This window comes from Paracoccus versutus, from assembly GCF_000763885.1.
GTDB lineage: Bacteria > Pseudomonadota > Alphaproteobacteria > Rhodobacterales > Rhodobacteraceae > Paracoccus > Paracoccus versutus.
In genome coordinates, this window is sequence record NZ_JRKO01000025.1 from 58,111 (window position 1) to 79,184 (window position 21,074).

Annotated in this window: 23 protein-coding genes; 20 read left to right on the forward strand and 3 right to left on the reverse strand. The window is 68.5% G+C overall.

Features of this window, described 5'->3' with window-relative positions:
• The first annotated feature begins 30 nt into the window (after nucleotides 1-30).
• From IT40_RS12835 to IT40_RS12865, 7 genes are read left to right on the forward strand one after another with little or no spacing between them, the layout of a single operon-like run.
• On the forward strand, nucleotides 31-1,026 hold the full coding sequence (locus tag IT40_RS12835; protein ID WP_036755594.1) for a TRAP transporter substrate-binding protein: 996 nt from the start codon (nucleotides 31-33) through the stop codon (nucleotides 1,024-1,026).
• A 58-nt stretch (nucleotides 1,027-1,084) separates the two neighbouring features.
• Complete coding sequence (locus tag IT40_RS12840; RefSeq protein ID WP_036755597.1) at nucleotides 1,085-1,591, forward strand: TRAP transporter small permease; 507 nt, start codon at nucleotides 1,085-1,087, stop codon at nucleotides 1,589-1,591.
• Nucleotides 1,588-2,871: a TRAP transporter large permease gene (locus tag IT40_RS12845; protein ID WP_036755600.1), complete on the forward strand. Its 1,284-nt coding sequence runs from the start codon at nucleotides 1,588-1,590 to the stop codon at nucleotides 2,869-2,871. The genes IT40_RS12840 and IT40_RS12845 overlap by 4 nt, the downstream gene beginning before the upstream one ends.
• The gene (locus IT40_RS12850) at nucleotides 2,868-3,947 is read left to right on the forward strand and encodes a beta/alpha barrel domain-containing protein (RefSeq protein ID WP_036755603.1); all 1,080 of its coding nucleotides are present in this window, start codon (nucleotides 2,868-2,870) and stop codon (nucleotides 3,945-3,947) included. Before IT40_RS12845 ends, IT40_RS12850 begins: the two co-directional genes overlap by 4 nt.
• Entirely contained in the window at nucleotides 3,944-4,843 is a 900-nt protein-coding gene (locus IT40_RS12855) for a DUF6282 family protein (protein ID WP_036755606.1), read from the forward strand. The genes IT40_RS12850 and IT40_RS12855 overlap by 4 nt, the downstream gene beginning before the upstream one ends.
• A complete protein-coding gene (locus tag IT40_RS12860; protein ID WP_036755608.1) occupies nucleotides 4,840-5,592 on the forward strand; it encodes an HpcH/HpaI aldolase family protein in 753 nt (250 codons plus the stop codon). The genes IT40_RS12855 and IT40_RS12860 overlap by 4 nt, the downstream gene beginning before the upstream one ends.
• A gap of 29 nt (nucleotides 5,593-5,621) precedes the next feature.
• Nucleotides 5,622-6,524 carry a cupin domain-containing protein gene (locus IT40_RS12865; protein ID WP_036755612.1) on the forward strand — a complete coding sequence of 301 codons (903 nt, stop codon included), beginning with the start codon at nucleotides 5,622-5,624 and terminating at the stop codon, nucleotides 6,522-6,524.
• Between the two features lie 148 nt (nucleotides 6,525-6,672).
• Here IT40_RS12865 and IT40_RS12870 read toward each other — a convergent pair whose 3' ends face one another.
• Entirely contained in the window at nucleotides 6,673-7,146 is a 474-nt protein-coding gene (locus IT40_RS12870; RefSeq protein WP_036755615.1) for a MarR family winged helix-turn-helix transcriptional regulator, read from the reverse strand.
• Between the two features lie 152 nt (nucleotides 7,147-7,298).
• On the opposite strand from IT40_RS12870, the gene IT40_RS12875 reads away from it, so the two are divergent.
• The gene (locus IT40_RS12875) at nucleotides 7,299-9,206 is read left to right on the forward strand and encodes an FAD-binding monooxygenase (protein WP_036755618.1); all 1,908 of its coding nucleotides are present in this window, start codon (nucleotides 7,299-7,301) and stop codon (nucleotides 9,204-9,206) included.
• A gap of 27 nt (nucleotides 9,207-9,233) precedes the next feature.
• Here IT40_RS12875 and pcaQ read toward each other — a convergent pair whose 3' ends face one another.
• On the reverse strand, nucleotides 9,234-10,205 hold the full coding sequence (pcaQ, locus tag IT40_RS12880; protein WP_052095903.1) for a pca operon transcription factor PcaQ: 972 nt from the start codon (nucleotides 10,203-10,205) through the stop codon (nucleotides 9,234-9,236).
• A gap of 87 nt (nucleotides 10,206-10,292) precedes the next feature.
• Between pcaQ and pobA the strand changes: the two genes are divergently transcribed.
• The 12 genes from pobA to IT40_RS28610 all read left to right on the forward strand — a co-directional run bounded on the left by pobA (nucleotide 10,293) and on the right by IT40_RS28610 (nucleotide 20,463).
• Nucleotides 10,293-11,462, forward strand: coding sequence for a 4-hydroxybenzoate 3-monooxygenase (pobA, locus tag IT40_RS12885; protein WP_036755621.1), 1,170 nt, complete (start codon nucleotides 10,293-10,295; stop codon nucleotides 11,460-11,462).
• On the forward strand, nucleotides 11,462-12,250 hold the full coding sequence (gene pcaD / locus IT40_RS12890) for a 3-oxoadipate enol-lactonase (RefSeq protein ID WP_052095904.1): 789 nt from the start codon (nucleotides 11,462-11,464) through the stop codon (nucleotides 12,248-12,250). Before pobA ends, pcaD begins: the two co-directional genes overlap by 1 nt.
• On the forward strand, nucleotides 12,243-12,644 hold the full coding sequence (gene pcaC / locus IT40_RS12895) for a 4-carboxymuconolactone decarboxylase (protein WP_036755624.1): 402 nt from the start codon (nucleotides 12,243-12,245) through the stop codon (nucleotides 12,642-12,644). The genes pcaD and pcaC overlap by 8 nt, the downstream gene beginning before the upstream one ends.
• Nucleotides 12,641-13,363 (forward strand): protocatechuate 3,4-dioxygenase subunit beta, encoded by a 723-nt coding sequence (gene pcaH, locus IT40_RS12900; RefSeq protein ID WP_036755628.1) that lies wholly within the window; start codon nucleotides 12,641-12,643, stop codon nucleotides 13,361-13,363. Before pcaC ends, pcaH begins: the two co-directional genes overlap by 4 nt.
• Complete coding sequence (locus IT40_RS12905) at nucleotides 13,363-14,073, forward strand: protocatechuate 3,4-dioxygenase subunit alpha (protein ID WP_036755631.1); 711 nt, start codon at nucleotides 13,363-13,365, stop codon at nucleotides 14,071-14,073. The genes pcaH and IT40_RS12905 overlap by 1 nt, the downstream gene beginning before the upstream one ends.
• Nucleotides 14,066-14,911 carry a 3-oxoadipate:acetyl-CoA acetyltransferase gene (locus tag IT40_RS12910; RefSeq protein ID WP_036755634.1) on the forward strand — a complete coding sequence of 282 codons (846 nt, stop codon included), beginning with the start codon at nucleotides 14,066-14,068 and terminating at the stop codon, nucleotides 14,909-14,911. Before IT40_RS12905 ends, IT40_RS12910 begins: the two co-directional genes overlap by 8 nt.
• Nucleotides 14,911-16,212 (forward strand): lyase family protein, encoded by a 1,302-nt coding sequence (locus IT40_RS12915; protein WP_036755637.1) that lies wholly within the window; start codon nucleotides 14,911-14,913, stop codon nucleotides 16,210-16,212. The genes IT40_RS12910 and IT40_RS12915 overlap by 1 nt, the downstream gene beginning before the upstream one ends.
• A gap of 21 nt (nucleotides 16,213-16,233) precedes the next feature.
• Nucleotides 16,234-17,259, forward strand: coding sequence for a TRAP transporter substrate-binding protein (locus IT40_RS12920; RefSeq protein ID WP_036755640.1), 1,026 nt, complete (start codon nucleotides 16,234-16,236; stop codon nucleotides 17,257-17,259).
• Between the two features lie 17 nt (nucleotides 17,260-17,276).
• Nucleotides 17,277-17,798 carry a TRAP transporter small permease gene (locus IT40_RS12925; protein ID WP_036755642.1) on the forward strand — a complete coding sequence of 174 codons (522 nt, stop codon included), beginning with the start codon at nucleotides 17,277-17,279 and terminating at the stop codon, nucleotides 17,796-17,798.
• Nucleotides 17,795-19,114 carry a TRAP transporter large permease gene (locus IT40_RS12930; protein ID WP_036755645.1) on the forward strand — a complete coding sequence of 440 codons (1,320 nt, stop codon included), beginning with the start codon at nucleotides 17,795-17,797 and terminating at the stop codon, nucleotides 19,112-19,114. Before IT40_RS12925 ends, IT40_RS12930 begins: the two co-directional genes overlap by 4 nt.
• 747 nt (nucleotides 19,115-19,861) lie before the next feature.
• Nucleotides 19,862-20,050, forward strand: coding sequence for a hypothetical protein (locus IT40_RS28605; RefSeq protein ID WP_140849002.1), 189 nt, complete (start codon nucleotides 19,862-19,864; stop codon nucleotides 20,048-20,050).
• Between the two features lie 86 nt (nucleotides 20,051-20,136).
• Nucleotides 20,137-20,463, forward strand: coding sequence for a proline racemase family protein (locus tag IT40_RS28610; RefSeq protein WP_208021421.1), 327 nt, complete (start codon nucleotides 20,137-20,139; stop codon nucleotides 20,461-20,463).
• 43 nt (nucleotides 20,464-20,506) lie between these two features.
• On the opposite strand, the gene IT40_RS12945 is transcribed toward IT40_RS28610, so the two are convergent.
• On the reverse strand, nucleotides 20,507-21,074 hold a 568-nt coding region (locus IT40_RS12945), incomplete at its 5' end, for a LysR substrate-binding domain-containing protein (RefSeq protein ID WP_036755651.1).

The following is a 21,074-nucleotide window of genomic DNA, read 5'->3' on the forward strand; positions in this document are numbered from 1 at the left end:
CCCTGTATGGGAACATAGGAGGAGAGAAACATGAAAACAAAGACCGCCGTCCTCGCCCTGATGGGAAGCCTGCTTTCGACCGCAGCCTGGGCCGACCCCGTCACGCTGCGCCTGGGCCATGCCGTATTCGAGCAGCATCCGATCCACGACACCGCCGTCCGCTTCAAGGAAGCGGTCGAGCGGCTGTCGGATGGCGACATCAAGATCGACATCTTCCCCTCGCGCCAGCTTGGCGACGTGAAGGAATTGATGGAGGGCGTGCAGTTCGGCACCGTCGACATGACGGTGAACTCGACCTCGGCCTATTCGACCCTGGAGCCGTCGATCGACGCCTTCCAGCTGCCGGGCCTGATCCCCGACTACGAAGGCTTCGCAACCATGGCGAAGACGCCGGAAGCGCGGGCGATCATGGACAGGCTGGAAAACCACATGATGGTCGCCCTGGGCCTCTACGACGGCGGGCAGCGCCATTTCCTGACCGTCGGCGTGCCGGTCGAAAGCCTGGCCGACATGCATCACAAGAAGACCCGCGTCGCGCCCAACCGGATGTTTCTGGACGCGTGGCAGGCGGTGGGCGTGAACCCGACGCCGATGGCCTATGGCGAGGTCTATTCGGCGCTGGAAACCGGCACGCTGGATGCGGTCGAGATCAACCTGACCTCGATCGAGAGCGAGAAATATTACGAGATCGCCAAGGGCGTGTCGCTGACCGGCCATTACTTCTGGCCCAGCTTCCTGCTGATCAACCAGATGAAGTTCAACGCGCTGACGCCCGAGCAGCAAGAGATCATGCGCCAGGCCGCCGACGAGATCGTCGAGCCGCAGGTGATGGCGGTCAAGGAGCTGGACGAGCAGATCAAGGCCCATCTGGCCGAGCTGAACATTCCCGTCGTGACGCCCTCGGATGCGTTCAGGGCCGAATTGCAGGCCACCTTCGCCCCGGTGGTCGAGAAATACGAGGCCGCCGACCCGCTGATCGCCGATTTCGCGGCGGCGGCGAAAAAGCTGGCCCCGGCCGCCCAATAACGTCCAGGCGCGCGGGCCGGTCCCGCGCCTTCCGCCTGCGTTCTCAACGGAGAAACCCATGTCCAAGCTCTGGCGCGCCTATGTCGCGGCCGTGGAAGCATTCTGCTTTGCCGGGATCGCTGCGATCCTGGTGATCGGCACCATGCAGGTCATCTGGCGCTATGTCTTCAACAGTTCGCTGTTCTGGTCGGAAGAGGCGATGCGCTATCTGATGATCTGGATCGTGATGATCGGTGCCGGTCTCAGCTATTCCCGCGGCCAGTTCCTGGGGATGCGGCTGGCGGTGGACCGCCTGCCCCAAGGCCCGCGCCGGGCCGTCAACCTGGTCTCGGCCGCGATCATGCTGGTCTTTCTGGCGGCGATCCTGTGGTTCGGCACGAAATTCGCCTGGATGACGCGGTTGCAGACCGCGACCGCGCTCGGCTTTTCGATGTTCTGGGTCCATGTCGCGATCACCGTCGGCGCCGCGCTTCTGGCGGCGCATGTCGCGCTGAACGAATTCTTCGGCATCGCGCGGGAAGAGAAGCCCGAAGACCACCCGATGGGCGCGGAGGAAGCGCTGTGATCTGGCTTGGCCCGATTTTCGTTCTGACGCTTGCCCTGGGCATGCCGATCGCCTTCGTCCTGGGCATCAGCGCGCTGGGTTACTTTTATTTCACCGGCCAGACGCAGTTCCTGATCGTCTTGCCGCAGCGGATGCTGGCGGGGATGGACATGTTCGTGCTGCTGGCGATCCCGCTTTTCGTGCTGGCGGGCGCGATCATGGACGTAGGCGGGCTGACCCGTCGCCTGATCGGCTTTGCGAACTCGGTCGTCGGCCGGTTCCGGGGCGGCTTGTCGCTGACGGCGGTCTGGGGCTGCTTCCTGTTCGGCGGCGTCAGCGGATCGGCGGCGGCGGATGCCGCGGCCATCGGCACGGTGATGGTGCCGGACATGAAGCGGCAGGGCTATGACGTGGATTATTCGGCGGCGCTGATCGCGGTCTCGTCGCTGATGGCGCCGCTGGTGCCGCCCTCGATCGCGATGATCATCTATGGCGCGCTGTCGGGCACCTCGATCTCGCAGCTGCTGGTCGCGGGGCTGGCGCCGGGCTTCATGCTGGCGGTGTTCCTGTCGGCCTATGCGGTCTGGGTCGCCCATCGCCGCGGCTATCCCAAGGCGGCCAGGCAGTCGCTGGCCTCGATCCTTCGAGGCTGCTGGCAGTCCGTCCCGGTAATGCTGCTGCCGGTCATCATCGTCGTCGGCATCCGGGGCGGCATCTTCACCGCGACCGAGGCGGCGGCGGTCGCCGCGATCTATGCGCTGGTCATCGCCACCGTCGTCTATCGCGCGATGAGCTGGAAATTCCTCAAGGAAGCCTTCGTCGCCACGGCGATCATCACCTCGGCGATCTATTTCCTGGTCGCCGTCGCCAACGTCGCCGGCTTCATCTTCGCCATCGAGCAGCTGCCGCAAAAGACCGTCGCCCTGCTGACCGGGGTCTCGGACAACAAATACGTGATCCTGCTGATGGTGAACCTGATCCTGCTGTTCCTGGGCATGTTCCTGGACACGATCGGGGTGCTGATCCTGACGGTTCCCGCGCTGATGGCCATCGGCAACATGCTGGGGCTGGAGCCGGTGCATCTGGGGGTCATGGTGGTCTTCAACGTGCTGGTGGGTTTCGTCACCCCGCCGGTCGGGCTGTGCCTGTTCGTCATCGCCGGCGTGACCGGCCGGCCGATGGAGCGGATCGCCTACAGGGCCCTGCCGATGATCGGGATCGCGCTGATCGTGCTGGCGCTGATCACCGTCTTTCCCGAAATCTCGCTATTCCTGCCGCGGGTGCTGGGGGTGGCGGGATGACGGATCTTTCCATCCAGGTCGGCCGGATCCGGCTGAAGAACCCCGTCATCGCCGCGTCGGGCGAGCATCTGATCGAGGATGACGGCATCCTGTCGGCCATCGCGGCCGGGGCAGGGGCGGTGGTGATGAAGTCCAGCAACGACTCGGCCGCCGCGCAGCGCCAGCTGTTGCAGGCCGAATATGCCGCGCTGGACGCGAACTGGAACCGTGTCGGCTGGGGGTCCGGTGCGCCGCGCGACGCGACGCTGCTGACGCGCTCGGGGCTGACGCCGCTTGGCTTCGAGGAATGGCTGGACCAGGCGCGGCGGATGGATGCGGCGGCCCGCAAGGCGGATTGCGTCCTGGTCGCCTCGGTCGTCATGGCGGGGGTCGAGGACGCCGTCCGCCGCGCCCGTGCCGTCGAGGACGCCGGCCTGCGCGTCTTCGAGTTCAACATCGGCACCCCCTATGCCAGCCAGGCCGCCAGGGGCGCGGTCAGCACCGAGCTTTCGCCCGCGCGCGTGGCGGAACTGGTCGGGCAGGTGACATCGGCCGTGTCGATCCCGGTCTGGGTCAAGCTCTCGGGCCAGAGCGAGCGGGTTCCCGACCTGGTCGCCGCCGCCACCGGCGCCGGGGCGGAAAGCGCGGTGATCGCCGGGCGGGCGCTGGGGCTGGTTCCCGATCTCGAGACCATGCAGCCGATGCTGGGCACCAGTTGCGGGATCGGCGGCTACTGGAACCTGCCGCTGACCTGTCACTGGCTGGCGACGACCCGCGCAAGGCTGGGCCCGGACCAGGCGCTGATCGGCATCAACGGCGCCTGTTCGGGCCCTGATGTGGCGCGGATGATGCTGGCGGGCGCCTCGGCGGTGGGGCTGTCCTCGGCCGTCATGCTGCGCGGCTGGGACGTCCTGCGCGATGCCGTCGCCGACCTTGAAGCCTATTGCGCCGGCAAGGGCGCAAGCGCCCGCGACCTGGTCGGGCGCGCGGCCGATGCGCGCCGCAGCTTTGCCGAAATGCCGGTCCTCGATCAGGTCTGGCGCAACCATGTTCCCGCGCCGCTGGTGCCGGGCGAAGAAGTCAGGAGAAACCGATGACTGCCGAACAAAACCGCATTGACGATCTGATGAAGGGCGCGGTCGATCTGCATGTCCATTCCGGCCCCTCGCTGCATCCGCGCAAGCTGGACCATATCGCCGCCCTGCGCGAGGCCGACCGGGCCGGCATGGCCGCCGTGCTGCTGAAGGACCACTACTATCCCACCATGCCGCTGGCGACGCTGATCAACCAGAACATGGGTTTCAGGACCAGGGCCATCGGCTCGATCGTGCTGAACAATCCGCTGGGCGGGCTGAACCCCTCGGCCGTGGATTACGCGCTCAAGCAGGGCGCCCGCGTGGTCTGGATGGCGACGGCCCATGCCCAGAACCACATGGAGCACGAAGCCCAGAAGCCCGGCTTCAAGTTCCCGCAGAACAGCAAGAAGACCGTCGCCCCCGTCCCGCTGACGCTGACCGACGAAAAGGGCGTGGTGCGCGACGAGGTCAAGCATATCCTCGACCTGATCGCCGAGGCCGACGCGGTCGTGTCGGGCGGCCACCATCACGCCCGCGAACTGCTGCCCTTCTACGAAGAGGCCAAGGCGCGGGGCGTGAAGCGGCTGTTCCTGAACCACCCGACCTATGTGAACGACTGCAGCCTTCAGGACGTCGCGCATCTGGTCGGCATGGGGGTCAAGATGGAGCATTCCGTCTGCATGTTCATCCCCTCGACCTTCCAGCTGTTCGACGAGGATCACCTGCGCGCGGTGATCGAGGCGGCGGGCGTCGACAATACCTTCTTCGGCACCGACCTCGGCCAGACCGGCAACCCGGATCCGGTCGAGGGCATGCGCCAGATGATCGCCATGCTGATCAAGCTGGGCCATGACGACGACGACATCCGCAAGATGACCTCGACCGTCGGGGCCGAACTGGTCGGGCTGGCAGCATGAGCGGGCTGAAGGCTCGGATCAACGCGGGCGAGACCGTCATCGGCACCTTCGTCAAGACGCCCGCGCCCCATGTCGTCGAGATCCTCGGCCTTGCCGGGCTGGATTTCGCGGTGCCCGACCAGGAACATGCGCCGCTGGACCTGGGCGCGATGGACCAGCTGGCGCTGGCCTCGCGCGCGGTGGGGCTGCCTCTGGTCGCGCGCTGCCTGGGCCAGTCGCCGGCGCGGATCTCGCCGCTGCTGGATCTGGGCTGCGCGGGGGTGATGGTGCCCCATGTCGCGGATCGCGGCGCGGCGGAAGGGGTCGTGGCGGCGGTCAAGTTCGGCCGGGGTTCGCGCGGCCTGTCGCCTTCGCCGCGGGCGGGGAATTACGGCACCCTTGCCGCCCCCGCCTATACCGCGAAAAGCGATGCCGAAACCGTGGTGATGCTGCAGATCGAGGACAGGGAGGCGCTGGAGCGGCTGGACGACATCGCCGGCGTGCCGGATGTCGACGTGCTGTTCGTCGGTCCTGCCGACCTGTCGCAGTCGTTGGGCTGCAGCTTCCCCTCGGCCGCGCTTGACGCGGCCATCATCCGCGTGATCGCGGCCGCCCGGCGCGCCGGTGTCGCCGCCGGCCTGTTCGTCGGCGACGAAAGCCAGATCGCCCCCTGGCGCGAACGGGGCGTCAGCGTCTTCGTCTGCGGCTCGGACCAGGGGCTGCTGATGAAGGGCGCGCGCCGGATCATCGAGGCGGGCCGCGCTTGCTGAGCCCGCGCTGACAGGAAAGGATTTTCGGGATGTATAAAGACAAGGATCCCCGCGCGGCCCTGTTCGCTGCGGCCTCGGCGTCGGCCCGCACCGGCCTGATCGCCGAGGAACAGCTGGCCGAGTTCGACAAGACCCCGCCGCAGGAGGACGCCCAAGGCCGCAAGGTCTGGTATCAGCGCGGCTGCAATTTCGTGCTGGCCTATGCCGAGGCGCAGCCGGGCGCAAGCTTTGCCCGCACCGGCCAGCCCGACGAATATGTCGTGCTGCTGCCCGACCGGCCGGCGCTGATCGAGGCCGATGGCGACAGCCGCGAGGTTGCCGGCAATTCCATCGTCTTCGTGCCGCCGGGCGACAGCCGGGTGACGCTGCCCGACGGGGGCAGGGTGGTCCGGCTGTTCACCGCCGCCGCGGCGGACCTGGTCGCGCTGTGCCCCAATGCCGATGCCTATGCGGAAGGGCGCAGCCATATCCCGGCCTTCCGGCCCTGGCCCGAGCCTGCCGAGGGCTTCAGGATCCGCGCCTATGACCTGGACGTGAAGCCGCAAGAGGGGCGCTTCGGCCGCATCTTCCGTTGCACCACCTTCATGGTGAACTTCCTGGACGTGCAGCAGGGACCGCGCGACCCCAAGAAGCTCTCGCCCCATCACCACGACGATTTCGAGCAATGCTCGCTGGCGCTTGCCGGCAGCTTCGTCCATCACCTGCGCTGGCCCTGGACGGTGGACCGCAGCGACTGGCGCGAGGACCGGCATATCGCCGTCGGCTCGCCCTCTTCGCTGGTGATCCCGCCGCCGGTGGTCCACACGACCGAAGCCAGCGGCGCGGGCGAGAATGCGCTGGTGGACATCTTCTGCCCGCCGCGGCTGGATTTCTCGATGCAGGAGGGCTGGGTGCTGAACGATGCCGACTATCCGGTGATCCCGCAGCGCTGAAGCCGGTGGCGGGGCGCCGTGTCGGCCATGGGCGGGCGCGGAGCTTGCCGGCCTGCGCCGCTAAGGCGGCCCGGTGCCCTTTCGCAGGAACGGTTCCAGGCGCGCGAACCGCCGGGCTGCCAGAGTTCCGCCGCCCGCCGATCCCAGGCTAATCCTCTCCGCGCGCGCCCGTCCGCAGGGGCGCGCGGCTGTATTCGTTGCCGGCCTCGGTCGCCTTGCGCAGCAGCGCGACGAATGCCTCGGCCTCGGCCGGGGTCAGCCCGGCCAGCGTGCGCTGCTGCACCTCGGCGATGGCCGGGGCAAGCTGCTCCAGCATGCGCTGCCCCGCCGCGGTCAGTTCCAGCACCCTTGCGCGGCGGTCCTGCGCGCTGACGCTGCGCGACAACAGCCCCTTGCCCTCCAGCCGGTCCACCACCCCGCCCATGGTGACGCGGTCATGCGCGATCAGCCCGGCAAGCGTGGCCTGGTCCACCCCCGGATGTTCCGCCAAGGCCGCCAGCGCCGCGAATTGCACCGGCGTCAGGTCCACCCCCGCCTCGTCCATCCGGGCGGCGAAGATCGCGGTCGAGATCTGGTTCAGGCGCCGGATCAGATGGCCCGGCAGATCGTAAAGCGTCGTCATGGCACCGGCATGGTTGGGACCGCCGCAGGCTAGGCAAGTCGGGGCAGGATGACAAGCGTGCTAATCATATTGACCAGTATACTGATGATTAGTATACGTCTTGATTATCGGACCCCGCGGCATGGTCGGGGCGAACCCTGAGGGAGGACAGAATGCAGTTTCACCTTGACGGCTTCCGGCCCGGCGACCCGACCCATCATCCGGCCGCCTCTGCGCAGGACGGGGCGGCCGGGAACGACGGGGACGTCGATGTGCTGATCGTCGGCAGCGGCCCGGCCGGGCTGACGCTGGCGGCGCAGCTGGCCGTCTTTCCCTCGATCCGCACCCGCATCGTGGAACGGAGGCCGGGGCCGCTGGACCTGGGCCAGGCCGATGGCATCGCCTGCCGCACGATGGAGATGTTCAACGCCTTCGGCTTTGCCGACCGGGTGATGAAGGAAGCCTATTGGGTGAACGAAGTCACATTCTGGAAGCCGCAGGACGACGATGGCCCGATCATGCGCCACGGCCGCATCCGCGACACCGAAGAGGGGCTTTCGGAATTTCCCCATGTCATCCTGAACCAGGCGCGGGTGCATGACTTCTATCTCGAGGCGATGCGTCATGCGCCGACCCGGCTGCAACCGGATTACGGCCTGCAACTGGCCGGCCTGACCATCCCCGACGACCCCGCGCAGCCGGTCGAGGCGCGGCTGCGCCCGGCCGGGGCCGAGGACGCGTCCCGCGACCAGATCGTCCGCGCCCGCTATGTCGTCGGCTGCGACGGGGCGCGCAGCCAGGTCCGCCGCCAGATCGGGCGGGAATTGCGCGGCGAGGCGGCGAACCAAGCCTGGGGCGTGATGGATGTGCTGGCCTATACCGATTTTCCCGACATCCGGCTGAAATCCGCGATCCATTCCGCGCAGGAAGGCAATATCCTGATCATCCCGCGCGAAGGGGGCTATCTGGTCCGGCTCTATATCGAGCTGGACAAGCTGGCCGCGGACGAGCGCGTCGCGTCGCGCAACATCACCCAGGAAACCCTGATCGCCGCCGCGCAGCGGATCCTGCACCCCTATGTGCTGGAGGTGAAGGAGGTCGCCTGGTGGTCGGTCTATGAAATCGGCCAGCGGCTGACCGACCGCTTCGACGACCTGCCCGCGGATGCCCCGGCCTCGCGCATGCCGCGGGTGTTCATCGCCGGCGATGCCTGCCACACCCACAGCCCCAAGGCGGGGCAGGGCATGAACGTCTCGATGCAGGACAGCTTCAACCTGGGCTGGAAACTGGCGGCGGTGCTGCGCGGACAGGCCGATGCCGGGCTGCTGCGCAGCTATTCGGCCGAGCGGCAGGGCGTCGCGCAGGAGCTGATCGACTTCGACCGCGAGTTTGCCCGGATGTTCAGCGCCCGTCCCAAGACCGCCGAGGACGACGGCGAAGGCGTCGACCCGGCCGAGTTCCAGCGCTATTTCATCCAGCATGGCCGCTTCACCGCCGGGACGGCGACGCGCTATCGCCGCTCGGAGCTGACCGGGCCGGACACGCATCAGCATCTGGCGACCGGGTTCCCGGTCGGGATGCGCTTTCATTCGGCGCCGGTGATAAGGCTGGCCGATGCACGGCCCATGCATCTGGGCCACATCGCCCAGGCGGACGGGCGCTGGCGGATCTATCTCTTTGCCGATGCGCAGGGGCTGGCGCCCGGCTCGGGGCTGGCGCGGCTTTGCGGGCGGCTTGACCGGGACGGCTCGGTCCTGCGCCGCCACACCCCCGCGGGTGCGGACCCCGATGCGGTGTTCGACATCCGCGCGGTTTTGCAGCAGCCCCACCAGTCGCTGTCGATGGACGACCTGCCGGGGCTGCTGTGGCCGCGCAAGGGTCGCCACGGGCTGCGCGACTATGAAAAGGCGTTCTGCGCCGATCCGGCCGCGGGCGACATCTTCGACCGGCGCGGCATCGACCGCGAGCGGGGCTGCATGATGGTGGTGCGTCCCGACCAATATGTCGCCCAGATTCTGCCGCTGGAGGACGACACGGCGCTGGGGGAATATTTCGCGGGCGTGCTGCGGCCGGCGGGCTAGGCCGCGGCGGCGGGCCTGGCCTGCGTCCTAGCCGCGGGCCGGGCCGGCATCTGCCGGTCCCGACCCTGGTCCTGGTCCCGGTCCTGGCCCGAAGCCTTCGGCGATCACCCGCATCACCGCCTGCCGGAACAGCAGCTGGGCATTGGTTTCGGGCTGGCTGGCGCGGGTCATCAGCCCGACCGGGCCCTGCGTCAGCGTCGTGTCGAGCGGCAGCCGCACCAGCCGGCCCTCGGCGATCTCGCGCGCCACGACCCCCGCCGAGATGAACCATACCGCATCGCCCTGCCGGGTGAAGACGCGGCCGAAGGCATCCGAGACGGTCTCGATCCGCCGGGCGGGGCGCAGGACGCCATGCGCGATCAGCAACCGTTCCACGAACGGGTGGATCGCGGCGCTCTCGGTCGGATAGATCACCGGAAAATCGCCGATCCGGCGCAGGTCGGGGTCGGTGAGGATCGGGTGGCCCGGCCGGACCACCACCGCCACGTCCTCCAGGTAAAGCTGGGTGAAGCTAAGCCCCTGCATGGTTTCGGGCGCGCCCAGCCGCCCGATCACCACGTCAAGATCGTCCGAGCGCAGCAGCCCCATCAGATGCCCGTGCCCGCCATCGGCGATGGACAGCCGCAGATGCGGCGCGGCCTGCTGCAATTCGGCGACCACCTCGGGCATCAGCCGCGCCGAAACCGAGGGCAGCGCCCCCACCCGCAAGGACAGCTCGGCCGCCTGCGCCTCGCCGGAAATGCCCGCCAGCCCCTGCGACAGCGCCGACAGCGCGTTCAGCGCATAGCCGTGGAAGAATTCGCCCTGCGCGGTCAGCGCCACGCCGCGGCGGCTGCGGGTCATCAGCCTTGCGCCGACGATTTCCTCTAATTCGGCCATGGTGCGCGAAATCGCCGGCTGGGTCAGATACAGCGCCTCGGCCGCGCGCTTGAGATTGCCCTGGCGGACGATCTCGACAAAGGCCTGCACATGTCTCAGCCGAATCCTGCGGTCCAACACTTGCCGTTTCTGATAATCATCAAACCCGATTTCTCATTTTACTTGCGATGCGTGGCAGGTCAAGTTCGGCGGCAGAGGGGGACTGTCATGCGCACTCAGGTCGTTATCATCGGCGGCGGGCCGTCCGGGCTGCTTCTGGGCCAGCTTCTGCACCGCCAGGGCATCGAGGCGGTGGTGCTGGAGCGCAAGACCCGCGACTATGTGCTGGGCCGCATCCGTGCCGGCGTGCTGGAAACCGGCCTTGTCCGGCTGATGGAGGAAGCGGGCGTGGCCGACCGGCTGCACCGCGAGGGTTACGTCCATGACGGCACCCGGATCGCCTGGGACGGAGGCATGTTCCACATCGACTTCAAGAGGCTGACCGGCACCCCGGTGGTGGTCTACGGCCAGACCGAGGTGACGCGCGATCTTTACGACGCGCGCGAGGCCGCGGGCGCGCAGACCGTCTTCGAGGTCGAGGACGTCGTGATCCACGGTGCCGACACCGACCGCCCGCATGTGACCTATGCCCGCGCCGGGCAAGGCCACCGCATCGACTGCGATTTCATCGCCGGCTGCGACGGGTTCCACGGCATCAGCCGCCAGACCATCCCGCTGGACGTGCGGCGCGAATATGAAAAGACCTATCCCTTCGGCTGGCTGGGCATCCTGTCGGAAACGCCCCCGGTCCACGACGAGCTGATCTATGCCAATTCCGACCGCGGCTTCGCGCTGTGTTCGATGCGCAACGCCAACCTGTCGCGCTATTACATCCAATGCGCGCTGTCGGATCACACCAGCGACTGGACCGACGGGGCTTTCTGGGACGAGCTGCGCCGCCGCCTGCCCGAAGAGGTGGCCGACCGGCTGGTCGCGGGCCCGTCGATCGAGAAATCCATCGCGCCGCTGCGGTCTTTCGTGACCGAGCCGATGCGCTGGGGCCGGCTGTTCCTGTGCGGCGACGCCGCCCATATCGTGCCTCCGACCGGGGCCAAGGGGCTGAACACGTCGGCCAGCGACGTGCAATACCTGTATAACGGGCTGGTGCAATATTACCGGGACAAGGACAGCGAGGGCATCGACCGCTATTCCGAAAAGGCGCTGCTGCGCGTCTGGAAGGCGGAACGCTTCAGCTGGTGGTTCAGCGGCCTGCTGCACCGCTATCCCCACCAGAGCCCCTTCGACCTGAAGATGCAGAAGGCCGATATCGCCTTCCTGCGCGACAACGAATCGCAACAGCGCGCATTCGCCGAAAACTACGTGGGGTTGCCTTACTGATGCGGACGATCATGGCAAACGGCGCGGATCTGCATGTCGCGGTGTCGGGGCCGGAAACCGGGCCGGCGGTGGTCTTTGCGAACTCGCTGGGCACCGACCTGCGGGTCTGGGACGGGCTGATCCCGCATCTGGCGTCGGGGCTGCGGCTGGTGCGCTATGACAAGCGCGGCCACGGGCTGTCCCAGGAAACGCCCGGCCCCTACGATATCGAGACGCTGGCCGACGATGCCGCGGCGCTGATCGCGGCGCTGGACCTGGGGCGGGCGGTCTTTGTCGGGCTGTCCATCGGCGGGCTGATCGGCCTGTCGCTGGCCGCCCGCCATCCGGGCCTGCTGGCGGGGCTGGTGGTGTCGAACTCGGCCGCCCGGATCGGCGATGCGGCGATGTGGAACGCCCGGATCCAGGCGATCCGCGACGACGGGCTGGCCAGCATCGCGGCACCGACGATGGAACGCTGGTTCTCGCCCGCATTCCGGGCGGCGGGACGCGACGCGCCCTGGCGCCGGATGCTTGCCCGCCAGCCGCAGGGGGGCTATGTCGCCTGCTGCCAGGCCATTGCCGGGGCCGACCTGGCCGAGGCGGCCCGCGCGCTGGACCTGCCGGTGCAGGTGATCGCGGGGGGGCTGGACGGCTCGACCCCGCCGGACCTGGTGCGGGCCACCGCCGCGCTGATCCCCGGCGCGCGCTTCGACCTGATCGCGGATGCCGGGCATATTCCCTGCGTGGAGGCGCCGGCCGCCCATGCGGCCATTCTCAACCGTTTTTTCAAGGACATCGGCCATGTCTGACAGCCCCGTCCCCGACCGCCATGCGACCGGCATGAGAACCCGCCGCGAGGTGCTGGGCGATATGCATGTGGACCGGGCCGAGGCGCAGACCTCGGATCTGGACCGGCCGTTCCAGGATCTGATCACCGTCTCTGCCTGGGGCACGGTCTGGGCCTCGGACGGCATCAGCCGGCGCGAGCGTTCCATGCTGACGCTGGCGTTGCTGGCGGCGACCGGCAATTGGGAGGAGATCCCCATGCATATCCGCGCCACCGCCCGCACCGGAGCCAGCCAGCGCGACGTCCTCGAGGCGTTCCAGCATGTCGCCATCTATTGCGGCGTGCCCAAGGCGAACCACGCGCTGAAACTGGCCAAGCAGACCTTCGCCGAGATGGAAGAGGAGGAGAGCCGATGACCCCCGCAGAATATTACCAGCGCGACCGACGGATCCACCCGCCGGCGCTGACGCCGGATTACAAGACCTCGGTCGCGCGCAGCCCGCGCTTCAGCCTGATCAGCCTGCAAGGCTCGATGTCGGAAATCACCGGGCCGACCTTCGGCCATGGCGACATCAGCCCGATCGACAACGACCTGATCAAGAACTACGCCAAGGACGGCGACCCGATCGGGGAACGCATCATCGTCCACGGCCGCGTGCTGGACGAGAACGCCCGGCCCGTGCCCGACACGCTGGTCGAGGTGTGGCAGGCCAATGCCGGCGGCCGCTATCGCCACAAGAAGGACAGCTACCTGGCCCCCATCGACCCGAATTTCGGCGGCTGCGGGCGCACCATCACCGACGCGGACGGCTATTATTTCTTTCGCACCATCAAGCCCGGCGCCTATCCCTGGCGCAACTGGGTCAACAACTGGCGGCCGGCGCATATCCACGTCTCGGTCTTCGGCCACGCCTTTTGCCAGCGGCTGATCACCCAGCTTTATTTCGAGGGCGATCCGCTGATCCCGATCTGCCCCATCGTGCAGACCGTCCCCGACCCGGAGGCCATCGACCGGCTGACCGCGAAACTGGACATGAACGCCACGGTGCCGCTGGACAGCATCGCCTATCGTTTCGACATCGTGCTGCGCGGCCGCCGCTCGACCATGTTCGAAAACCGGCTGGAGGGGAATTGATGAAGGTCGTCGATGCACGGGCCAACCGCCCGCAATACCTGCCGGAAACCGCGTCGCAGACCGCCGGCCCCTATGTCCATATCGGGCTGGCGCCGGGGGCTGCCGGCTTTCGGATCTTCGACCGCGAACTGGGCTGGGACATCGCCGGGCCGAACGCCGCGGGCGAACGCATCCGGGTCGAGGGCGTGGTGATCGACGGCACCGGCAGCCCGGTCAAGGACGTGCTGATCGAGGTCTGGCAGGCCAATGCCGCCGGCATCTATGCCCATCCCGAGGCGGGCGGCGCGGTCGAGGAGGGCTTTCGCGGCTGGGGCCGGGTCATCACCGATTTCGAGACCGGCGAATGGGGTTTCGACACCGTCAAGCCCGGCCCGGTCGGGGCGCGGGCCCGCATGGTCTCGGGCGTCAGCCAGCGGGTGCGCGACAGCCATCCCGACTGGCAGGGCCGCGCGCAGGAAGACAGCATCCCGATGGCGCCGCACCTGAACCTGTGGATCGTCGCCCGCGGCATCAACATCGGCCTGAACACCCGGATGTATTTCGACGACGAGGGCCCGGCCAACGCCACCGATCCGGTGCTGAACCTGATCGAATGGGAACGCCGCCGCGCCACGCTGATCGCGAAGCGCACCCTGCGCGACGGCCGCCCGGTCTATCGCTTCGACATTCGCCTGCAGGGCGAGGATGAAACGGTGTTCTTCGATGTCTGACCCGGCCGAAAGACCCTGCATCATCTGCGTCGCCATCACCGGCAGCCTGCCGACCAAGGAAAACAACCCGGCGGTGCCGATCACCGTGGCCGAGCAGATCGAATCCACGCATGAGGCGTTCGAGGCCGGCGCCTCGATCGCCCATTGCCATGTCCGCGACGACGAGGGGCGGCCGACCAGCGACCCGGACCGCTTCGCCGCGCTGAAGGAGGGGCTGGAGAAACATTGCCCCGGCATGATCGTCCAGCTTTCGACCGGCGGGCGGTCGGGTGCGGGGCAGGCGCGGGGGGCCATGCTGCCCTTGCGCCCCGACATGGCCTCGCTCTCGGTCGGGTCCAACAACTTCCCGACGCGGGTCTATGAAAACCCGCCGGACCTGGTGGACTGGCTGGCCGCCGAGATGCTGGAATACGACATCAAGCCGGAAATCGAGGCGTTCGACCTGTCCCATATCTTCCAGGCCAAGAAGATGGCCGAGGACGGGCGACTGGCCGGCACCCCCTATGTGCAGTTCGTGATGGGGGTGAAAAACGCCATGCCCGCGGATCGCGATGTCTTCGACTATTACATCCGCACCGTGAAGCGGCTGTTCGGCGAGGACGCGCCCTGGTGCGCGGCCGGGATCGGCGCAAGCCAGATCGTGCTGAACGAATGGGCGATTTCCTCGGGAGGGCATGCGCGCACGGGGCTCGAGGACAACCTGCGGCTGGACCGGACCCGGCTGGCGCCCTCGAACGCGGCGCTGGTCCGCCGTGCGGTCGAGCTGTGCGGGAAATACGGCCGCCCCGTCGCGACATGGCGGCAGGCGCGGCAGATCCTTGGGCTGCGGATGGTCTGATGACGGTGGGCACCTTGTTCGGACAGCTTTACGGCGACGGCGAGATGGCGGCGATCCTGTCGGATCGCGCGGCCATCGGGGCCATGCTGCGGGTCGAAGTCGCATTGGCCCGTGCCCAGGCCGATCTGGGGGCGATCCCGGCCGCGGCGGCCGAGGCGATCGCCAAGGCGGCAGAAGCTCTGGACCCCGACCCGGCGGACCTGGCCGCGGCGGTGGCCCTGGCCGGCATCGCTGCGCAGCCGGTTGTCGCGGCGCTGAAATCCGCGGCGGGCGATGCCGGGGCATTCGCCCATTACGGCGCCACCTCGCAGGACGTCGTGGACACGGCGCTGGCGCTGCAGCTGGAGGCGGCGCTGGAACTGCTGGCCGCGCGCCTGGACCGTCTGGAGGCGCTGCTGGCGCAGAAGGCCGCGGATCACGCCGACCTGCCGATCCCCGCGCGCACCCGCCACCAGATCGCCGCGCCCACCACGCTGGGCGCCAAGATCGCGGTCTGGCACGGGATGGCGGTGCGCAACCGCCAAAGGCTGGATCAGTTGCGGCCGCGGCTGCTGCTGGTCTCGCTGCACGGGGCGGCGGGGACCGAGGCGGTGCTGGCCGGCCACGGCCCGGCGCTGCGCGCCTCGATGGCGGCGGCGCTGGGGCTCGGGGTGCCGGATGGGCCCTGGCACGCGGCCCGCGACGGCATCGCGGAACTGGCGGGCTGGCTGTCGCTGGTCACGGGCGGGCTTGGCAAGATGGGCCTCGACCTGGTGCAGCTTGGCCAAAGCGAGATCGCCGAACTGGCGGCGGGCTTCGGGGGCGGTTCGTCCACCATGCCGCAAAAGCAGAACCCCGTCGCGGCCGAGGCGCTGGTGACGCTGGCGCGGCTGAATGCCGGCGATCTGGCGGGAATGCACCAGGCGCTGGTCCATGCGCAGGAACGCGACGGCATCGCGCTGGGGCTGGAATGGAACCTGCTGCCGGGAATGCTGGAACGCGCGGCCGCGGCGCTGCGCATCGGCTGCGCGCTGGCCGAGACGCTGGCCCCGCGCCCCGACGGCATCGCGGCCACCTTTGCCGCCGACCGCGGGCGGATGGCGGCCGAGGCCGCGGGCTTTCTGCTGGCCGAGGCCATGCCCCGCGCCGAGGCCCTGTGGATCGTGGCGCAGGCGCTGGCGCAGGTCGCCGGGGGCAAGGCGCCGACGCTGGCCGATGCGCTGGCGCAACTGGCCCCCGGCCGCGACTGGGCCAAGGCCCTGAGGCCCGAGAACCTGACCGGCGCCGCGCCCCGGCAAGCGCGCGCCGCACGACCGATCTGAACAACGCAACGGGAGGAAACCATGAAAACCCTGATCCTGTCGGCCATCGCCTCGCTTTCGCTGGGTGGCGCGGCATGCGCCGCCGATGTGACGCTGCGCGTGCATCACTTCCTGTCGGCCGATGCGCCGATGCAAACCGAGATCCTGATCCCCTGGGAAAAGGCCGTCGAGGAACAGTCGGGCGGCCGCATCGACGTGCAACTGTTCCCCTCGATGCAATTGGGAGGCAAGCCGCCGCAACTCTTCGACCAGGCGCGCGACGGCATCGTGGACATTTCCTGGACGCTCCTGGGCTATACGCCCGGCCGCTTCCCCGTGGCAGAGGTGTTCGAACTGCCCTTCATGTCCGGCACCGCCGTCCAGACCACCGCCGCGCTGCAAGAGTTCCAGGCGAAATACCTGGGCGACGAGATGGCGCAGGTGAAGCCGCTCTTGCTGCATGCGCCGGCGGGCTACAAGTTCCACATGCGCAGCGGCCCGATCACCGCGCTGGCCGATCTCAAGGGCAAGAAGATCCGTGCCCCCTCGCGCGCGATGACCGACGCGCTGAATGCGCTTGGCGCGACTGCCGTGGGCATGCCCGTGCCCGAGGTCGCGCAGGCCCTGACCACCGGCGTGATCGACGGCGCGCAGATCCCGTGGGAGGTCGTGGGTTCCCTGCGGGTCGACGAGATCACCAATGCCCATAGCGAAATCGGGGTCGAGAACGGCGGCGTTTCCACCGCGGTCATGGCGCTGGTGATGAACCGGGCCAAATACGACAGCCTGCCCGACGACCTGAAAAAGGTGATCGACGACAATTCCGGCGCCAATCTGGCGGTGCTGGCCGGCGCCGCCCTGGACCGGGTCGAGGCCGAGGAAAGGCAGAAAGCCCTGGACGCGGGCGCGCAGATCAACGTGATCCCGGCCGAGCAGATGGAGGAATGGCGCAGCGCGGTGCAGCCGGTGGTGGACGGCTGGGTCAAGGCCATGGACAGCCGTGGCCTGGACGGGCAGGCGATGCTGGACGATGCGCGCGCCATGCTGGCCGCGGCCGGCGCCGAGTAAGGGGAGGCGAGGGCGAGATGACCGAAGCCGAACCCCTGACCGAACAGCCCCATCCGGTGCCGGTGCCCGGCTGGCTCGTCGCCCTCTGCCGCTGGTTTGCCGCCATCGGGGGCGCGGCGCTGCTGGCGATGATGCTGATGACCGTGGCCAGCGTCACGCTGCGATCCGTCCTCGGCTGGCCGATCCCCGGCGATTTCGAGCTGGTCGAGGTTCTCTCGGCCATCACCGTCTTCTGCTTCCTGCCCTGGTGCCAGGTCATCGGCGGCAACGTGCTGGTCGATTTCTTCACCATGAAGGCCGGCCCGCGCACGAACCACGCGCTCGAGGCTCTGGGCGACCTGGTCTATCTGGCGATCGGGGTGCTGCTGACCTGGCGGCTGTGGCACGGGGCGGTCGATTTCTACAGCTATGGGGAACAGACCATGGTCCTGCGCATCCCGATCTGGTGGAGCTTCATCATCGCCATGCCAGCGATGGCGCTGCTGATCGTGACCACCTTCTTCACCCTGATCGGCCATATCGGAAAGGCGCGCGCATGACCGGGATCGCCGCCGGGCTGACGGGTTTCGCGGTGCTTCTGGCGCTGATGGCCATCCGTATTCCGATCGCCGTGGCGATGCTGGCGACCGGCATCGTCGGATACGGGCTGGTCAGCGGCTGGATGCCGCTGCTCGCCTTCCTCAAGACCAACACCTATTACCAGTTCTCCACCTATTCGCTGTCGGTGATCCCGCTTTTCGTGCTGATGGGCGAATTCGCCACCCATGCCGGGATGAGCCGGGCGCTTTACCGTGCCGCCGCGGCCTTCATGGGGCATCTGCGCGGCGGGCTGGCCATGGCCTCGGTCGGGGGCTGCGCGGCCTTCGGCGCGATCTGCGGCTCGTCGCTGGCCACCGCCGCGACCATGGGCCAGGTCGCGCTGCCCGAGATGCGGCGCTACAACTATTCGGGCGCGCTGGCCACCGGCTCTCTGGCGGCCGGCGGCACGATGGGCATCCTGATCCCGCCCTCGGTGATCCTGGTGCTTTACGCGCTGATGACCGAACAAAGCATCGCCAAGATGTTCGTCGCCGCCATGGTGCCGGGGGTGATTGCCGCGCTCGGCTATATGCTGGCGATCGCCGTCTTCGTGCGCCGCCGCCCCGAGGCAGGCCCGGCCGGCCCCCGCGCCAGCTGGTCCGAGCGGCTGGATTCGCTGAAGGAAACCTGGTCGATCATCCTGATCTTTGCGCTGGTGATCGTCGGCATGTATCGCGGCTGGTTCACCCCCACCGAGGCCGCGGCGGTCGGCGCCTTCGGGGCCTTCGTGCTGGCGGTGCTGCATGGCGGGCTGCGGCTGAAGGGGCTGGTCGAATGCCTGCAAGGCACGGCCCGGACCTCGGCCATGATCTTTCTGATCATGCTGGGGGCCGAGATGTTCAACGCCTTCCTTTCCGCCACGCAGACGCCCATGCTGGCCTCGCAGATGATCGTCGAGGCGGGGCTGTCGCCGATGATGGTTCTGGTCGCCATCCTGCTTCTCTATCTGGCGATGGGCTGCGTGATGGATTCCATGTCCATGCTGCTGCTGACCATCCCGATCTTCTATCCGATCATCGCGGGGCTGGACTTCGGCATGGGCCGCGAGGACACGCTGATCTGGTTCGGCATCCTGGCGGTGGTGGTGGTCGAGGTGGGGCTGATCACCCCTCCGGTCGGGATGAACGTCTTTGTCATCAACGCGATGGCCAAGGAGGTGCCGATGTGGGAAAGCTTCAAGGGGGTCATGCCGTTCCTGATCTCGGACCTGCTGCGCATCGTGTTGCTGGTCGCGTTCCCGGCGATCACGCTGGGGCTGGTGCGGGCGCTGGGATAGCTGCCCGCCCCTGGCGCGCCGGTCCGGTCGCGAAGACCGGGCCGCGCCGTCCCTCGCCCGTGCCGCCCGGCCCGGTGGGGGATATTTCGAACGCTTCCCCGCTCGGGCCAGCCGCTTTCCCGCCGATCCCGGTGCCGATCCGGCCAGGCGGAGCGCCGGACGATTTCCTGTCCGCTTCCATTGCGGCGAGTCTGATCGTCGAGGCCTTCGGCCCCCCGCCCGCTTTGCCCCCTTGCGGGCGCGGGCAGCGACCATCCGGTCGGATCAAGCCCGCCCAGGGAAAGCCCCGTTCCAGAGCCAGGCTCGATGCGGAAGACCGGGCGGCTGGGCGGCCGCGTTGAAAAATCGGTCCGCGCGGCGAGGGGCTTGCTGCCTGATTGCCGGGCCGTTTGAGAGCAAACCAGCCCAGGCAGGCCAGTCGCGCAAGCGCCGCCGCCTTGCCGTCGGCTCCGATTGCGGGGCGGCCGTGATCCGCTGCGGCCGCCTTGCCCTCGGGCCGGGCCTGTGCGCCGGGCATCCCCCGATCGGTAACATTCGCGCCCGCTGTTTCGGCCGCGGGCTCGTCGCCTGCCAGCAGAGCCAGCGGGCCGTTCTTCGGCGCGGATGCATCGCCTTGCGGCCTGACTCGGGCGCCGGCAGGACTGCGCTTGCGGCGATCAGGATGAGCCTGGGAATCAGGACGGTAATGTCCATTGTTTCTCCCACGCCCGATTGGCTTGGGACTTGAGTTGGCCAGGGATGTCGCGCTTGGCGGCCGCCGCCTATTCCGTTCCCGGCGGGCTTGTCCCCGACCGGCTGCGCGTATTTCTTGCCGCCATCCCGCCCGAGCGCATCGCCGGGGTCGAACTTGCAGAATTCGAGATGCCGGGGACGGCGCAGGCGGCCATTGCGACCATCCTGGACATCGTCGGCCCGCTGCTTCCCGCCGGGCGATGAGCCTGGGCCAGCCGGCCTGCAGCCGGGCGAAGGCGCCCGAGACCCAGGGCGGCAGGATCTCCTCTGCGGTCAACGGCGCGAGGGGGATGTCGTCGCATGCCGGATCGACCCAGCGTGCCTCGGCGATCTCGGCGCCGGGGACGATTTCGACCCCCTCCGGCAGATGCAGCGGGAACAGGTCGGCATCCACCTGCCGGCCGGGCTCGTTCGCTGCACGGGCGCGGACCGGCACCTGCGCCAAGGGCGAGTTGCCGCTGAGCCAGAGCTTCCGGCATCAGGACATTCTCGGCAACGTCCATGCTGGGCGGCTGGTCTGGGAGACCAAGATGGCCCGCCGCCGCGTGGTGTTGGAAATCTCGGGGGTCGGCTGGATCCACGGCCTCAACCTCCTTGCGCCGGACCGCGGTCCTTAAGGCTGCACGCTCGGCGACACCTGGGCCCGGGATACGCCGGCGGTCATGGACGGCCGGCTGACACGCCACCCGCGGCATCGCGCAACGCGTCGGCCACCGCGATCACCGCCCGGTCGTTGCGGCTTTCCGGCAGCATCCATGCCGTCACCGACAGGCCCAACGGAACCGGCCGGCCGAAGGGGGCGACAAGCGTGCCGCTGTCCAGATGCCCCTGCACCAGGGATTGCCGGCCCATCAGGACTCCGGCGCCCGCCAGCGCCTGCTGCACGGCGACCGCATACAGCGAAAAGCCGGGGCCGGTGGGAACGACCGCGCTGTCCGGCATCGCCGCCTTGGCCCAGATCTTCCAGTCCTGCCAGACCACGTCCGAGATGCAGATCACCCGGCCCAGATCGGCGGGCTCGGCAAGGCCTTCGGCCAGGGCGGGCGTGCAGACCGGCAACAGCATCTCGTCCCACAGGTTGATGCGGTCCGGGCCAGGCCGGGCATAGAACAGGCACAGGTCGAAGGGCGTGCGCTTGAGATCCGGCGGATCCTCCAGCGCCGTGACCGAGATGTCCACCTGTGCCAGCGCCGCGCGCAGGGCGGGCAGGCGCGGTGCAAGCCACAGC

Excerpts from the sequence above, each read along its gene's own strand:
- IT40_RS12855 (WP_036755606.1), top strand. The coding sequence starts at position 3,944 with ATGACTGCCGAACAAAACCGCATTGACGATCTGATGAAGGGCGCGGTC.
- pcaD (WP_052095904.1), top strand. The coding sequence starts at position 11,462 with ATGCGGACGATCATGGCAAACGGCGCGGATCTGCATGTCGCGGTGTCG.
- IT40_RS12835 (WP_036755594.1), top strand. The coding sequence starts at position 31 with ATGAAAACAAAGACCGCCGTCCTCGCCCTGATGGGAAGCCTGCTTTCG.
- IT40_RS12910 (WP_036755634.1), top strand. The coding sequence starts at position 14,066 with ATGTCTGACCCGGCCGAAAGACCCTGCATCATCTGCGTCGCCATCACC.
- pobA (WP_036755621.1), top strand. The coding sequence starts at position 10,293 with ATGCGCACTCAGGTCGTTATCATCGGCGGCGGGCCGTCCGGGCTGCTT.
- IT40_RS28610 (WP_208021421.1), top strand. The coding sequence starts at position 20,137 with ATGTCGTCGCATGCCGGATCGACCCAGCGTGCCTCGGCGATCTCGGCG.
- IT40_RS12860 (WP_036755608.1), top strand. The coding sequence starts at position 4,840 with ATGAGCGGGCTGAAGGCTCGGATCAACGCGGGCGAGACCGTCATCGGC.
- IT40_RS12925 (WP_036755642.1), top strand. The coding sequence starts at position 17,277 with ATGACCGAAGCCGAACCCCTGACCGAACAGCCCCATCCGGTGCCGGTG.
- IT40_RS12865 (WP_036755612.1), top strand. The coding sequence starts at position 5,622 with ATGTATAAAGACAAGGATCCCCGCGCGGCCCTGTTCGCTGCGGCCTCG.
- IT40_RS12930 (WP_036755645.1), top strand. The coding sequence starts at position 17,795 with ATGACCGGGATCGCCGCCGGGCTGACGGGTTTCGCGGTGCTTCTGGCG.
- IT40_RS12870 (WP_036755615.1), bottom strand. The coding sequence starts at position 7,146 with ATGACGACGCTTTACGATCTGCCGGGCCATCTGATCCGGCGCCTGAAC.
- IT40_RS12875 (WP_036755618.1), top strand. The coding sequence starts at position 7,299 with ATGCAGTTTCACCTTGACGGCTTCCGGCCCGGCGACCCGACCCATCAT.
- IT40_RS12905 (WP_036755631.1), top strand. The coding sequence starts at position 13,363 with ATGAAGGTCGTCGATGCACGGGCCAACCGCCCGCAATACCTGCCGGAA.
- pcaC (WP_036755624.1), top strand. The coding sequence starts at position 12,243 with ATGTCTGACAGCCCCGTCCCCGACCGCCATGCGACCGGCATGAGAACC.
- IT40_RS12850 (WP_036755603.1), top strand. The coding sequence starts at position 2,868 with ATGACGGATCTTTCCATCCAGGTCGGCCGGATCCGGCTGAAGAACCCC.
- IT40_RS12915 (WP_036755637.1), top strand. The coding sequence starts at position 14,911 with ATGACGGTGGGCACCTTGTTCGGACAGCTTTACGGCGACGGCGAGATG.
- pcaH (WP_036755628.1), top strand. The coding sequence starts at position 12,641 with ATGACCCCCGCAGAATATTACCAGCGCGACCGACGGATCCACCCGCCG.
- IT40_RS12840 (WP_036755597.1), top strand. The coding sequence starts at position 1,085 with ATGTCCAAGCTCTGGCGCGCCTATGTCGCGGCCGTGGAAGCATTCTGC.
- IT40_RS12920 (WP_036755640.1), top strand. The coding sequence starts at position 16,234 with ATGAAAACCCTGATCCTGTCGGCCATCGCCTCGCTTTCGCTGGGTGGC.